Source organism: Paraliobacillus sediminis, from assembly GCF_003426055.1.
Genome location: NZ_QJSI01000002.1, coordinates 20,187 through 34,480, shown reverse-complemented (window position 1 = coordinate 34,480; position 14,294 = coordinate 20,187). Strand labels below are relative to the sequence as shown.

Sequence of the window (14,294 nt, the reverse complement as noted above, 5' to 3'; positions counted from 1 at the left end):
AATGGGTCTGCCACATACTAATGATCTTCTACGATTTACGTCATGTTACTTGCTAGCATATTATAGATAATAATTAAACATATGTCAATCCGTAGATCTAAACTCCTTCATATGCTTAACAATAACTTTGAGAACTGTTACAAAAGGAATAGCCACAATCATCCCAATTATTCCCGCTACTTCTCCGCCTACTAGTAAGGCGAAAATTATAATTATCGGATGTAGATGAACACTCTTACCAACAATATAAGGAGAAAGTAGATTTCCTTCTATCAGTTGGACAACAATCACTCCTAATATGACATAGATGACTTGCTTCATAGACATAGTAAAAGCAAGAATTACCGCTGGTACGGCGCCAATGATAGGACCGAAGTAAGGTATGATATTGGTTATCCCCATCAAGCTTGCTAATATAATGGGATAATTCATATCTATAATAAGAAAAATAATATAGGTTGTTAACCCAACAAATAAACAAACAAGCAACTGTCCTCTAATATAAGCACCTATCGTTTTATTAATCGCAGGACCTAAAACTTTACTATCTTCTCGATACCTAGCAGGAATCAATTTAACCGTAGCAGTTTTTATTAACTTATAGTCTTTTAACATATAAAATACCAAGACTGGAATAACAGCGATTATAATAAATAAATCCATTATCTTGGTAGCTTTTTTTAAGAGAGATGTTACATATCCTGTTATAAATTCTTCTAATTGATTAAAAAACATATCCATCCGATCGTGAAATGCTTCTGGTAAAAAGGATGTACTTTCATAAAATTGATAAATCGTTGTACGATATGTATGAATAAATTCAGGTAAATTCTTTTGTAAATCTTTTAATTGCAATACAAATGCTGGGAATATATGATATGCAATATACCCTAAGCTAGTGATAAATAGAAGATAGATAAGTGTGATAGCCAACCAACGTGGTATGTGATATGCGTGTATTTTCTCAACAAGTGGGTGTAACAAAAAAGCAACAATACTTGCTATTATAAATGGTGTACTTATATGCAATAGACTAACTAAAACAGAATGATAGAATGGATATAGTTTGAGCATTAAATAGAAGAACAGGAGTAATAAGATACCAAATACAATCCGATAGAGCCATTTTATTGCTTTTTTTTGATCGAACATTCGTAATTTATCTCCTTAATAAAGGGTAACGAGATTGGTTTACCATTGTGTTTTCCTATCTTCCTCCGTAAAAAGGTCATCAAGTGAACTAAGTGAACCATCCTCCTCGACTTCATGCATATTAAAAACACCTTCCATTACGGTAAGTTCAATAAAACAATTCCAACAATAATAATGTTGATTACCTATTTTTCCAATGTTTTTTCCCTTACAATTTGGACAATACATTTATTCCGCGCTCCTTTTGACTAATAAACCGTTACTGCTATTCTTTCCACTTTATTTGTGATTTATTCAACTAGCATTATTACAATCTCAACTTTTTCAGAGTGGAACAGGCATTTAAGTCTTGGTAAACTTGAGAAGTCTCACAATCCAAAATTAAAGTTGACTTCGTGCTCCTTTCGTAAGTATTATTGCGAGCCATTTTACGAATGTGATAGATAATGATAGTGCGACATACCGCTCTGGAAATATACTTCGCTTTCCGTGGGCACGACTTCAGCTAACTTAGTAAAGCAAAAGTCGCTTTACTAAGTGGATCTTCAGTCCGTGCTGTTCCCACGGAAAGCGAGACCATTTGCTGACCTAGCGAAATAAGAAAGTTTACGTCGGAGTTTATAGTTGTTTTCTAATAAGCGACTACCTATTAGAAAGTGGGCTTTTTTAAAGACTTTCAAGCAATGTAACGCTATACGCTAAACTTAATATAGGCAACGATTAGCGCTTATATTTTTGAGGGGAAAGTTGAGTTACAATCTTTTAAACATAAAAACACACCATACAGCGATTTGTATGGTGTGTCTTCTATTTTATTTATAAGAAATCATAAGGGGATATAGCACTTTCCTCTTCATTCTCGGTATCTGTTTGAAGCTTTTGATCTTGGTCTATCATAAGCTTTAATTTACTAGTTAAAGTTGTATATCGTTTGTTTGTATCTTCTTCTTGCACACCATAAAGAAAAGCTTGTTTGTCACCACAAATTATTAGAGACTGTTTCGCACGCGTTAATGCCGTGTATAATAAATTCTTACGAAGCATTCGACGGTAACCTGGAACAACAGGTAATATAACAATAGGAAACTCACTACCTTGCGACTTATGGATTGAAATACAATAAGCATGCATTAAATTTAATAAATCTTTCCGTTCATAAACGACATCTTTTTCATCAAATGAGACGACTACTTGTTCAACTTGGTCTACATTTTCATCTTCTTGAAAAATAGCTGTTATTTCACCAATATCTCCATTAAAGACACCGTCTTCAGCCTGGTTAACCAATTGAATAACTTTGTCTCCAGTACGAAAGGTAACATCTTTTGCTCTTAACTCACGCCGATCTTTTCTTTTAGGATTTACTAATTTTTGAATTTCCTCATTTAACTGATGTATGCCTGCCTGAGATCGATACATTGGAGCCAGTACCTGAATATCTTTAAGGTCAACACCCTTTTCATGCGCTTTTGTCACAATTTGTTTCACAACATCTACTACGTGTCCTTCATTACAAGCAATAAAGTTAAAATCACTTGCTTTTTGAAGTGAATCTTTCGTTAATTTTTTTTGTTTCATTTCATGTGCTAGTTGAATAATTTTTGAACCTTCTTTTTGCCGGTAAACTTCTTCCAATTTAACTGCAGGTACCAATTCACTTGCAAGTAGGTCTGCTAATACTTGTCCTGGACCTACTGATGGTAATTGATCTTCATCGCCGACTATTAACACTTGCATCGCTTTGGGTATTGCTTTAAATAATTGATTGGCTAAAAAGACATCAACCATCGAAAACTCATCAATTACTAACAATTTACCATTAAGTTGATTATCTTCGTCTTTTTCAAACGATTCATTTCCATCCCAGCCGAGTAATCGATGAATTGTAACAGCGGGTAAACCTGTAGATTCATTCATCCTTTTTGCAGCCCTTCCAGTTGGAGCTGTTAATACAAATGGGAAATCTGCTTTATTATCATATTTACCGATATCGGCAGACAAATCATATAACTGTTCATATGACTTAATAATACCTTTAATTACTGTCGTTTTACCCGTACCTGGTCCACCTGTAAGAATCATCACTTTTTCAGTTAAAGCTTGTTTAATGGCATCAAATTGTTCTATGCCATAACTTAATACTTCATCTTCTTCAATTTGACCAACAATTTTTAATAATTCTGCTTCCACAACTTCATCTTCTATTTCTTGTTCAAGAACTCGATTTAGTTGCGTTGTAAATCCTGCTTCAGCATAATATAAAATTGGTAGAAATACTTTTTCATTTTCTTCCAATATTAATTGTTTTTCTTCGTTTAAAGCTTGAATTTCCGTCCGAATTTCCGCTTCACTTATCTGGTAACGTTGCGCTTGTATTAACCGACTTGCTTCTTCGATTAATTCTCCAATTGGAAGATAAACATGTCCATTCTGTGTTGAATCTTGTAAACAAAACATGCAACCTGCCTGAATTCTACTCGGATGATTCATTTCAATGTTATGTTGTTTCGCTACTTCATCTGCACGTTGAAAACCAACGCCATCAATATCAAAAACATATTGATAAGGATTTGATTCTAAAATGTTTATCGCTTCATCTTTGTACGCTTGATATATTTTTTGAGCCATTTTTAATCCAAACCCATATTTAGAGAGGCGAACAACAACGTGTTCAAACCCTTGATGTTCTTGTAATTTTTGATGTAGTCCCTCTGCTCTAACCTTCGTTAAGCCTCGAATATCATCTAATAGACTAGGATCTTTCAATATTTTAGAGACAGCTGTTTCACCAAGTTTTTTAACGATCCGTTCGGCCGTTTTTTTACCGACTCCGTGAAATAATTCACTTGATAAATAAGCAACTAATCCTTCTTCCGTGTCTGGAATATAACGTTCGTAATGCACTACTTGATACTGTAGACCGAATTTTTTATGTTTAATAAAATCCCCACGAAAGACATATGGTTCACCCATGTTCAGTTGATTAAAATAGCCTTTTATGACAACCTCTTTTTCAGAGAACTCTTCATTAGTCTGGAGCACTTTAATTTTAGCAATGGAAAAGTGTTCTTTATGATTAGTGAAAATCATATGAATTAGTTCCCCTTTTATATAATTCTCTTCCACTTTATTGTTATTGTCCTCCATTACTAAAATACCCCTCTGCTATTTATTGATTCGATTGTTCGATTAACATTTCTACTTTGGATTTAGCATCTATTGCTAAGATATGATCTGGTTGTAGTTCAACTGCTTTAGATAAGTGCACTAACGCTTCTTCAGGCTTGTCTTCAAATAAAATTGCAACCCCTAAATTATAATGTGCATCACTATGTGTCTGATCAAGTTCTAATACCGCTTCAAACATACTTTTTGCTAGTGCTAATTGATCTGTTTGAGCTAAGGTTAATCCATATTGAAATAAAATTGCTTCATCTATTGGATTTAATTCTTTCGCCCGTTGGAAGTAGACGAGTGATAGTTTGTCATGTTCTTGTTGTTGAAGCGTTAAACCTTGCATGAAATATACATCAGCTTCTTCTAATCCACTATCAATTGCCTTTTGATAATTCATTTGTGCGCGTTTAAGATCCTCTTGTTCAAAATAGAGATTACCAAGACCATAATATGCAGTTCCCGCTTTTTCATCTAATGTAATAGCTTTAACGAAAAAGCGCTCCGCTCTCTCATTATCATTCATATGTAATAGTAAGTTACCAAAATTGATATACCCTACTGGATCTTCCGGTGCTTCTTCAATCACTTTATTAAAACAACTAGCTGCTTCTTCAAATTTTCCTTCTTGCATAAACTGGATACCCTTATTTGTTTCTTCCATATTTAAACCCTCTCTCTATCTTTATTATACAGAAAAATACAGAACAGAGGAATGTTAATCTGTTCTGTATTTTAAATTATTAGCCAACGTAATCTAACATTACTTCATCTTTAAAAATTTCATCAATGGTTCCGCCACCAAGACAAACCTCACCATCATAGAATACAACAGCTTGTCCAGGCGTAATTGCACGTTCTTTTTGATCAAAAACGACACGTACTTTATTATCAGCCAATGGAATTACCGTTACTTTACTATCATCTTGACGATAACGGAATTTTGCTGTACAAGTAAACGCTTCTTTCGGTGTTTCATTAATCCAATTTAAGTCAGTTGCGACTAATCCATCTGAATAAAGGTAATCATTTTCATACCCTTGCTCTACAAATAAGACATTTTCTTTAAGGTCTTTTCCGACTACAAACCATGGGCCACCAGGGCCACCTATTCCTAATCCTTGTCGTTGCCCAATAGTGTAATACATCAAGCCCTCATGTTTCCCTTGATTCACACCATTCATGGTACGCATAAATCCTGGTTGTGCTGGCAAATATTCACTCAAGAATTCTTTGAAGTTTCGTTCTCCAATAAAACAAATACCCGTACTATCTTTTTTAGTTGCTGTTGCAAGGTCATGCTCTTTTGCAATACGACGTACTTCTTTTTTCGGTAAGTGACCTAGTGGGAACATTACTTTCTCTAAAACATCTGCAGATAATTGATTTAAGAAATAGGTTTGATCTTTATTTGAATCAACACCACGTAACATTTCGATTCGATCACCGTCTTTACTCACTTGCGCATAATGTCCAGTTGCCACATAATCAGCACCTAGAGATAACGCGTGTTCAAGAAATGCTTTAAATTTAATTTCTTTATTACACATTACATCTGGATTTGGTGTGCGTCCAGCTTTATATTCGTCTAGGAAGTAAGTAAATACTTTATCCCAGTATTGTTTTTCAAAATTAACACCATAATATGGAATATCCAGTTGATTACAGACACGAATAACATCATTGAAATCTTCTGTTGCCGTGCAAACACCAAATTCATCGGTATCGTCCCAGTTTTTCATGAAAATACCTACTACATCATAGCCTTGTTCTTTTAGTAAAAGTGCTGTAACGGATGAATCTACTCCGCCACTCATGCCTACTACAACACGTGTATTTTTATTATCTTCCATTTCTTTCACCACCTTACTAATTTTATGATACAACTCGATTTACAATAGCTGCTATTTTAGTAGCAGCTTCTTCAATTTGTTCCTTGTCGTTAGCTAAACCAAAGCTAAATCGAATAGAATTTACTGTTCGCTCATCTTCATTACCATACATTGCAGCTAACACATGCGAAGGTTCTACAGATCCTGCTGTACAAGCACTACCACTCGAAGCCGCAATTCCTGCTAAATCAAAGTTCATCAATAAAGACTCCACATTAGCTCCTGGAAAGCTTATATTTACAATTGTTGGGACTGTCACTGTATTTTCACCATTAATAGAATAATGTACTTTTTCTTTTTCTAACATTCCCAAAAGCGTTTCTTTATAAGCTTGATAATCATCCAGTCGTTGCTTTTTATCTTGAATAATTAACTCTATTGCTTTTTGAAAACCAACAATATTTGTGACATTCTCAGTTCCTGGTCGACGTTTCCGTTCTTGTTCGCCTCCAAATTGCATTGTTTTTATTCGTACACCATCTTTTATATAAAGAAAACCGGTACCTTTAGGTCCATTTACCTTGTGTGATGAAACAGTTAACAAATCCACACCTAATTCGTTCACATCAATATCACAAATACCATAGGCTTGGACTGCATCAGTATGAAAATAAGCTTGATGCTCCTTGAGAATCTCACCAATCTCGCGAATAGGCTGAATGACTCCTGTCTCATTGTTTACCATCATGATAGACACTAAAATGGTTTGATCTGTTAAAGCAGCACGTAAGTCTTCAATCGCTACTTGTCCTGTTTGTTGCACAGGTAAATAAGTGACATGAAATCCCTGTTTTTCTAGTGATTCAGCTGCGTGCAAATTAGCATGATGCTCTATTTTTGTTGTAATAATATGTTTGCCTTTATCTTTATTTGCCCATGCAGTTCCAAGTAAAGCTAAATTATCAGCTTCTGTTCCACCACTTGTGAAAATAATGTTTTTTTCTGAAGCTTGAATACTTTGTGCTGCTGTATTTCTAGCTTCATCTAGTAATTGTCTAGCCTTTCGTCCAAATTGATGAATACTTGATGGATTTCCAAATGTCTGTTCCATCACAGGAAGCATCGCTTGTATCACATCTGGGTGTACAGGAGAAGTCGCTGCGTGATCCAAGTAAATTGCATCCATTAGTCTGCCTTCTTTCCTTATCTATAGTTTAAACTGGCAAATAAGTCTTAAAACGTCAATCTTTTAGAAGCAGGCTTTTTTAAAGTCTTTCAAGCAATAAAACAGCTATGCTTCAAACGTAAAACAGTCAACGAGTATCATTTATTTTTTTGGTGAGAACGTCGAGTCATTTATATATAAAACATATGCGGTTCGTGGCTATCGTCATCGCCATGTTTTCGCAAATCTTCTAATGTAGTAGTATCTAATACATCTTTAACAGCATCTCTAACACGTATCCACAAGGCTTGCTTTGCAGGCTCTTCATCTTCTATACCTTCTACAGGTGTAATCGGTCCTTCTAAAATACGAATAATATCTCCAGCTGTTATTTCTTTTGCTTCTTTTGCAAGTAAATAACCACCATATGCACCACGAACACTCTTTACTAAACCTGCATTTCGTAAAGGTGGTACTAATTGTTCTAAATAATGCTCTGACAGACTATTTTCATTTGCAATTGTTTTTAAAGAAACTGGACCTTCTCCAACCCTTTTGGCTAGCTCGATCATGATTGTTAAACCGTAGCGACCCTTAGTCGAAATTTTCATATTTTACACTCCCTATTTACAAACTAACAATAACTCTAAAAACTTATCCATAGATAGCATATAGCATCATTAATTCTTTTATTAAATAAAATTCTTTTTATCTTCTATTATGAGATTAGTATAGCACGAATGACATATTCCTTGCATTTTTCAAACGTTATCAGTACGCTAGAGAAAATATGATACCCTCTTAAATAGACAGTTTGAAAACAAAAAATAATTCTATCGATTATTAGTTAAGAAGTCAAGTATTTAAATCCATTAAAGGAGTTAACATCAATGGCAAAACAACCGCTCGCATTCCGTATGCGACCGAAACACATAGATGACATCATCGGACAAACCGATTTAGTCGGAAAAGGGAAAATGATTCAGCGGATGATTGAAGCAAACAGATTATCATCGATGATTCTATTCGGCCCACCTGGAACTGGAAAAACATCGATGGCAATGGCTTTAGCAAAAAGTTTGAACCTTCGTTTTAAAGTATTAAACGCAGTTATTGATAAAAAAAAAGACATGGAAATTGCCGTTGAGGAAGCTAAAATGTCGGGCCAACTTGTTTTAATTTTAGATGAAGTACATCGTTTAGATAAAGCGAAACAAGATTTCCTATTACCTCATCTAGAAAGTAATTTAATTACTTTAATTGGTTGTACAACAAGCAATCCATACCATTCAATAAATCCAGCAATTCGAAGTCGCGTTCACTTGTTTGAATTATCCAAGTTAGAACCAATAGATGTTAAAAAAGCCATAACCCGTGCACTTGGTGACGCAGAGGACGGAATTGGATCAATGCAAATTGATATTACAGACGAAGCCCTTGATCATTTTGCTCAATCAGCAAATGGTGACTTACGAGCAGCATTAAATGGGCTTGAATTAGCTGCCTACTCAACGCCAGTTAATAAAGATCAAATTATTGATATAACATTAGAAGTTGCTGAAGCATGTATGCAAAAGAAAAGTTTCTCTCATGATAAAAACGGTGATGCACATTATGATGTTTTATCAGCTTTCCAAAAATCAATTCGAGGTAGTGATGTCAATGCCGCACTTCACTATTTAGGCAGATTAATAGAAGCTGGAGATTTGGAGAGCATCGCCCGTAGAATGATTATTTGTGCGTATGAAGACATAGGAATTGCTAACCCGCAAGCTGGCCCTAGAGCACTAGCTGCTGTTCAAGCAGCTGAGCGTGTAGGATTTCCAGAAGCTCGTATTCCTTTATCTGTAGCGATAGTTGAGCTCTGTCTCTCACCTAAATCAAATTCCGCTTATTCCGCACTTGATCAAGCTTTGGCAGATATCCGAAATAGTGATACTGGTGATATACCAGATCATTTAAAAGATGCACATTATCAAGGAGCAAAAACATTGGGTCGTGGAGTCGACTACAAATATCCACACCAATATGAAAGTGGCTGGGTAAAGCAACAATATCTACCAGATAAAATTAAGAATAAAAGATATTATCAACCGAAACAAACAAGCAAATTTGAACGAGCACTGAAACAAATCTATGATAAATTAAAAGGATAACTTGTATAATTCTATTCCGAATCGAACATACTAGTAAAAACAGCTTTATAAATGTGCATTTAACTAGTATCCATTTTATATGGATCTCTTATTAACAAGCACTTTTAGTAGTTAAATAACTAGTTTTAGCACTAGTTTTATAAGCAAATTTACTAGATAGTATCGAATCAAAAGGAGTGAATTGAATTGGCAAAAGTTAGACAAGATGCGTGGTCACACGAAGATGATTTGCTACTCGCAGAAACCGTTTTACGTCATATTCGAGAAGGTAGCACACAATTAAATGCATTTGAAGAAGTAGGAGATAGATTAAATCGCACATCTGCTGCTTGCGGATTTCGCTGGAATGCAGAAGTTCGTCAGCGTTATGATCAAGCTGTTGCAATTGCAAAAAGACAAAGAAAAGAAAAAAAACGTCAATATGCAACAGAGCAGAAACAACCTACTCATTCTATGCTTTGGAAGAATGAAAGCATACCATTAGAGGAAACCAACACATCAATTACAGAGCCAACAATGGAAGAGCCGAATTTTTCTTATGCAAGAGAGTCAGAGACAATCGATTTAGATAGTGTTATTCGTTATTTAAGATCATTGAAAAAGAGTGTTGATTACTCCAATCGAGCAAAACATAATGAAGCAAAACTACAAGAAGAAAATACTAATTTATCAAACGAGAACCAACAACTACAAAAAGAAGTAAAACTATTAGGAAAACAATTGGAAACTGTACAAGCAGATTATCAAGCTTTCTTACAAATCATGGACAGAGCACGAAAAATGGTTGTGTTTGATGATAAAAATGACAATGCATCTCCAGCATTCAGAATGGAGAAAAACGGTAATTTAGAACAAGTTGCTCGATAACAAAAAAGCATCCTCCTCCAATTAATGAAGGTAAGGATGCTTTTAATTTATGTATGATAGTTTAATCCCGATTGTGCCGTCTTTGTAAAAAGTTTTGAGCCCGCCTATTTGCAGGTGGGTGCCATGTTTTATATCTTATACGTCCTTTAGTTAAAAGGCATGTACGCCATATAAAAACGATCGGCTCCCGTAATTATAAATGTTCGGTCAAAACATTAATAATTCAACGAACACATCAGGATTATTACTATCATTTTTTACTTATTATTTATTAACTTATAAATATATATTAGCATAAAAAGCAGTATATTTCAAGCATTTTAACAAGTAGTTTCTTCCAATTTATTTTTTAGTTGTCTCTGCTTTTTTCTGCAATTGTAATTGCAACTCATCTAGCTGTGCTTGGCTAACACTACCAGGGGCATCTGTTAATAAGTCAGAAGCAGATGCAGTTTTAGGAAATAGAATCGTATCACGTAAATTGTTTTTACCTGCTAAAAGCATGATAATACGGTCAAAACCTAAAGCAATACCACCATGTGGTGGAGTACCATACTCTAGTGCTTCTAAAAGGAAAGAAAATTGTGATTCAGCCTCTTCTTTCGAGAAACCTAGTACTTTAAACATTTTATCTTGTATGTCTCTCTTATGAATACGTAATGATCCTCCACCTAACTCAAAACCATTTAACACTAAATCATAAGCTTGCGCTTTTACTTGCTCTGGATTCGTTTCTATTTTATCAATATCTTCTATAAAAGGCATTGTAAAAGGATGATGTGCCGCGGAGTAACGTCCAGCAGCTTCATCATATTCTAATAATGGCCAATCTGTTACCCACAAGAAATTAAACTGGTTCTCATCAATCAATTGTAATTCCTTTGCTAATTTCATACGAAGCGCACCTAGACTATCATAGACAATAGCCTTTTTATCCGCAACAAAAAGTAGTAAATCATCGTTATCTGCCTGAAGTCTATCCATTAGCTCGCTTTGTTCTGCTTCAGAAAAGAATTTAGCAATTGGTCCTTTAAAGACATTGTCTTCTATCTTCAACCAAGCCAAACCCTTTGCACCATAAATCTTAACGAAATCCGTTAATTTATCAATGTCCTTACGAGAATAATCTTTTGCACGCCCTTTGACATTAATCGCACTCACTTTACCACCTGAAGAAATTGCACCTTCAAATACCTTAAACCCAGATGTTTTGACTAAATCAGATAGATCGACTAGTTCCATATCAAAACGTGTATCTGGTTTATCTGAACCATAACGTTCCATCGCTTCTTCATACCGGATTCGAGGTAAAGGTAAAGTCAAATCGACGCCTTTTACTTCTTTCATTAATTTTAGCATCATTCTTTCTGTCATCTCCATGATTTCATCACTAGACATAAATGATGTTTCAATATCAATTTGGGTGAATTCTGGTTGACGATCTGCACGTAAGTCTTCATCACGGAAACAGCGCGCAAATTGGAAATAACGTTCAAACCCTGCTACCATTAGCAATTGTTTGAATAATTGTGGTGACTGTGGTAATGCATAAAAATGCCCTGGATGTACACGACTAGGTACGAGATAATCTCTTGCACCCTCTGGAGTACTCTTTGTAAGCATCGGTGTTTCCATCTCCAAGTATTGTTCATCATTTAAAAATTGACGAATAACTTGCGTCGCTTGGTGGCGAAGACGAAATGTTTGCTGCATTGATTCTCTGCGCAAATCAAGATAACGATATTTCAAACGCAATTCTTCCGCAATTTCTTTATCATCATGAACGGAAAATGGCGGGTTTTTGGATTCATTTAAAATAGTCACTTTATTAACTAATATTTCGATTTTTCCAGTTTTTAATTTATCATTTATCGTCGATGCCTCACGCTCGACAACTTCACCATGAACCTCTAATACGTATTCACTTCGAACTGATTCCGCGACAGTTAAAGCTTGTTCAGATACAGTTGGGTTAAATACAATCTGTACTATTCCCGAACGATCACGGAAATCAATAAATATTAACCCACCAAGATCACGACGTTTTTGAACCCAACCTTTTAGACATACCGTTGAACCAACATCTGTTGTTCGTATCGTACCTGCTAATTGTCTCTCCTGTTGCATTATACTTTCCCCCCAGTAATTAGTTGTTGTATATGTGTAATCACGTTATCAAGCTTCACTGTCTCTTGTTCACCTGTTGTCATATCTTTGACATTAATATTATTCTCAGCTAATTCATTATCACCTAATACTAATACATACTTTGTTTTCAGACGATCAGCTGTTTTAAATTGACCTTTCATTTTTTTCGATTGATAATCCTTGTCCACTTGGATCCCAGCTTGTCTCATTTCATATACTAAACCAGTTGCCCTTTGATCTGCCTTTTCACCCATTGTTACAACATAACATTCTAGGTTAGTATCAATTGGCAAGCTTTGTTTTTCTGCTTCAAGAGCCATTAATAAACGCTCAACACTCAACGCGAAACCGATACCAGGTGTTTCTGGCCCACCTAAATCTTCGACTAAACCGTTATAACGGCCACCACCCGATAAGGTTGTAATTGCTCCAAAACCATCGGCATCACTCATAATTTCAAATGCAGTATGATTATAATAATCTAAACCTCTAACTAAGTTTTTATCTACTACATAGGCAATATTCATTTGATCTAAAAATTGCTTTACCTGTTCAAAATAATCACGTGATGCATCATTTAAGTAATCTAATATAGATGGCGCTGTTGCCATCGACGGATGATCTTTATCCTTTTTACAATCTAAAACGCGTAATGGATTTTTCTCTAATCGTAATTGGCAATCATTACAAAGCTCTTCTTTATGTGGTTCAAAGTGCTCAATTAAAGCATTACGATGACTCGTTCTACTTTCATTATCTCCTAGACTATTAATAACCAATCGTAAAGAACGTAATCCTAATTGTTGATATACAGACATTGCAAGTGAAATTACTTCCGCATCAATTGCTGGATTTGCACTTCCTAGTGCTTCTACACCAAATTGAACAAATTGTCTCATTCTTCCTTGTTGTGGTCGTTCATAACGGAACATTGGTCCTGCATAAAATAATTTTGTCGGCTGTGTTGCATGTCCAAATAATTTATGTTGGACAAAAGCTCTGACAACTGATGCGGTTCCTTCTGGTCTAAGTGTAAGACTACGATCTCCTCGGTCTTGAAATGTGTACATTTCTTTTTGCACAATATCGGTTGTATCACCAACACCCCGTTGAAATAATTCTGTGTGTTCAAATATCGGCGTGCGAATTTCTTTATAATTATATGTACGACAAAGTTCCTTGAATTTCTCTTCAACATATTGCCATTGTTCGGTTACACCTGGTAATAAATCTTGTGTTCCTCTTGGCGCATTCATCATTTGTTTAACCCCCTGTTAATCATTACTTATTTTCAAACATAAATAAACTCCCGTCCCTCCAATAAAGAAGGGACGAGAGTTTAACCCGTGTTACCACCCTAGTTGAAATGTAATACATCACATTTCCACTCGAAACAGTTAACGCCTGTCTACGTTTGTATTTACTTCGCTTTCAATACAAATCCTAAGGAATGTCTTTCGTTAAGTTGCTAAACCGGATTCCCTTTCAGCCTAGGAGAATCACTCTCTTTTGTCGCATTTCTTAACTACTTTTTCCCTCATTGGATATAACACTTTATAAACGCGCACGAATTGTAAGAATTGTTTATAATATTACTGTTTCTAAGCTATCTTGTCAAGAACGATTTAATTTTCTTTTTAATTTTTTAACATCATCTAATGAAATACCTAACTCCTCTGCAATTTCTAAACTATTGCTTACAGAGTCAAGTTCAATAAACCGATGAAAATCCACATTTAACAGTCCATTATTGTATTTAGTAGACTGATTATCATTAACTCGCATGAAGTTTAACTCCCT

General features: G+C 35.1%; 12 protein-coding genes, 1 other RNA gene and 1 other annotated feature. Of the genes, 2 read left to right on the top strand and 11 right to left on the bottom strand.

Annotated elements, in window-relative coordinates:
• Positions 1 to 84: 84 nt before the first annotated feature.
• From D2K60_RS06090 to cymR, 7 genes are all read right to left on the bottom strand, one after another.
• Positions 85 to 1,152 (bottom strand): AI-2E family transporter, encoded by a 1,068-nt coding sequence (locus D2K60_RS06090; RefSeq protein WP_117169146.1) that lies wholly within the window; start codon positions 1,150 to 1,152, stop codon positions 85 to 87.
• 39 nt (positions 1,153 to 1,191) lie between these two features.
• Positions 1,192 to 1,380 (bottom strand): hypothetical protein, encoded by a 189-nt coding sequence (locus D2K60_RS06085; RefSeq protein WP_117169145.1) that lies wholly within the window; start codon positions 1,378 to 1,380, stop codon positions 1,192 to 1,194.
• 588 nt (positions 1,381 to 1,968) lie between these two features.
• Complete coding sequence (gene recD2, locus D2K60_RS06080; RefSeq protein ID WP_117169144.1) at positions 1,969 to 4,299, bottom strand: SF1B family DNA helicase RecD2; 2,331 nt, start codon at positions 4,297 to 4,299, stop codon at positions 1,969 to 1,971.
• 22 nt (positions 4,300 to 4,321) lie between these two features.
• Positions 4,322 to 4,990, bottom strand: coding sequence for a tetratricopeptide repeat protein (locus D2K60_RS06075; protein ID WP_117169143.1), 669 nt, complete (start codon positions 4,988 to 4,990; stop codon positions 4,322 to 4,324).
• 79 nt (positions 4,991 to 5,069) lie between these two features.
• Positions 5,070 to 6,179, bottom strand: a complete 1,110-nt coding sequence (mnmA, locus tag D2K60_RS06070) for a tRNA 2-thiouridine(34) synthase MnmA (protein WP_117169142.1) — start codon at positions 6,177 to 6,179, stop codon at positions 5,070 to 5,072.
• A 22-nt stretch (positions 6,180 to 6,201) separates the two neighbouring features.
• Entirely contained in the window at positions 6,202 to 7,344 is a 1,143-nt protein-coding gene (locus D2K60_RS06065; RefSeq protein ID WP_117169141.1) for a cysteine desulfurase family protein, read from the bottom strand.
• A gap of 170 nt (positions 7,345 to 7,514) precedes the next feature.
• Positions 7,515 to 7,934, bottom strand: coding sequence for a cysteine metabolism transcriptional regulator CymR (cymR, locus tag D2K60_RS06060; RefSeq protein ID WP_117169140.1), 420 nt, complete (start codon positions 7,932 to 7,934; stop codon positions 7,515 to 7,517).
• A gap of 279 nt (positions 7,935 to 8,213) precedes the next feature.
• On the opposite strand from cymR, the gene D2K60_RS06055 reads away from it, so the two are divergent.
• Both D2K60_RS06055 and D2K60_RS06050 read left to right on the top strand, forming a co-directional pair.
• The gene (locus D2K60_RS06055) at positions 8,214 to 9,479 is read left to right on the top strand and encodes a replication-associated recombination protein A (protein ID WP_117169139.1); all 1,266 of its coding nucleotides are present in this window, start codon (positions 8,214 to 8,216) and stop codon (positions 9,477 to 9,479) included.
• Positions 9,480 to 9,665: 186 nt separating this feature from the next.
• A complete protein-coding gene (locus tag D2K60_RS06050; RefSeq protein WP_117169138.1) occupies positions 9,666 to 10,346 on the top strand; it encodes an RsfA family transcriptional regulator in 681 nt (226 codons plus the stop codon).
• A gap of 60 nt (positions 10,347 to 10,406) precedes the next feature.
• Here the strand turns inward: D2K60_RS06050 and ssrS are convergent.
• The 4 genes from ssrS to D2K60_RS20610 all read right to left on the bottom strand — a co-directional run bounded on the left by ssrS (position 10,407) and on the right by D2K60_RS20610 (position 14,279).
• Positions 10,407 to 10,591, bottom strand: a non-coding RNA gene (gene ssrS, locus D2K60_RS06045) — 6S RNA.
• A 97-nt stretch (positions 10,592 to 10,688) separates the two neighbouring features.
• A complete protein-coding gene (gene aspS, locus D2K60_RS06040; RefSeq protein WP_117169137.1) occupies positions 10,689 to 12,473 on the bottom strand; it encodes an aspartate--tRNA ligase in 1,785 nt (594 codons plus the stop codon).
• Positions 12,473 to 13,753, bottom strand: a complete 1,281-nt coding sequence (gene hisS / locus D2K60_RS06035) for a histidine--tRNA ligase (protein WP_240335267.1) — start codon at positions 13,751 to 13,753, stop codon at positions 12,473 to 12,475. Before hisS ends, aspS begins: the two co-directional genes overlap by 1 nt.
• Before the next feature lie 65 nt (positions 13,754 to 13,818).
• Positions 13,819 to 14,044, bottom strand: a binding site (T-box leader).
• A 64-nt stretch (positions 14,045 to 14,108) separates the two neighbouring features.
• Positions 14,109 to 14,279: a hypothetical protein gene (locus tag D2K60_RS20610; protein ID WP_162880722.1), complete on the bottom strand. Its 171-nt coding sequence runs from the start codon at positions 14,277 to 14,279 to the stop codon at positions 14,109 to 14,111.
• Positions 14,280 to 14,294 lie beyond the last annotated feature (15 nt).

Bases quoted from the DNA above. Each gene is read 5' to 3' on its own strand.
- D2K60_RS06090 (WP_117169146.1), bottom strand. From the start codon at position 1,152: ATGTTCGATCAAAAAAAAGCAATAAAATGGCTCTATCGGATTGTATTT.
- D2K60_RS06085 (WP_117169145.1), bottom strand. From the start codon at position 1,380: ATGTATTGTCCAAATTGTAAGGGAAAAAACATTGGAAAAATAGGTAAT.
- recD2 (WP_117169144.1), bottom strand. From the start codon at position 4,299: ATGGAGGACAATAACAATAAAGTGGAAGAGAATTATATAAAAGGGGAA.
- D2K60_RS06075 (WP_117169143.1), bottom strand. From the start codon at position 4,990: ATGGAAGAAACAAATAAGGGTATCCAGTTTATGCAAGAAGGAAAATTT.
- mnmA (WP_117169142.1), bottom strand. From the start codon at position 6,179: ATGGAAGATAATAAAAATACACGTGTTGTAGTAGGCATGAGTGGCGGA.
- D2K60_RS06065 (WP_117169141.1), bottom strand. From the start codon at position 7,344: ATGGATGCAATTTACTTGGATCACGCAGCGACTTCTCCTGTACACCCA.
- cymR (WP_117169140.1), bottom strand. From the start codon at position 7,934: ATGAAAATTTCGACTAAGGGTCGCTACGGTTTAACAATCATGATCGAG.
- D2K60_RS06055 (WP_117169139.1), top strand. From the start codon at position 8,214: ATGGCAAAACAACCGCTCGCATTCCGTATGCGACCGAAACACATAGAT.
- aspS (WP_117169137.1), bottom strand. From the start codon at position 12,473: ATGCAACAGGAGAGACAATTAGCAGGTACGATACGAACAACAGATGTT.
- hisS (WP_240335267.1), bottom strand. From the start codon at position 13,753: ATGATGAATGCGCCAAGAGGAACACAAGATTTATTACCAGGTGTAACC.
- D2K60_RS20610 (WP_162880722.1), bottom strand. From the start codon at position 14,279: ATGCGAGTTAATGATAATCAGTCTACTAAATACAATAATGGACTGTTA.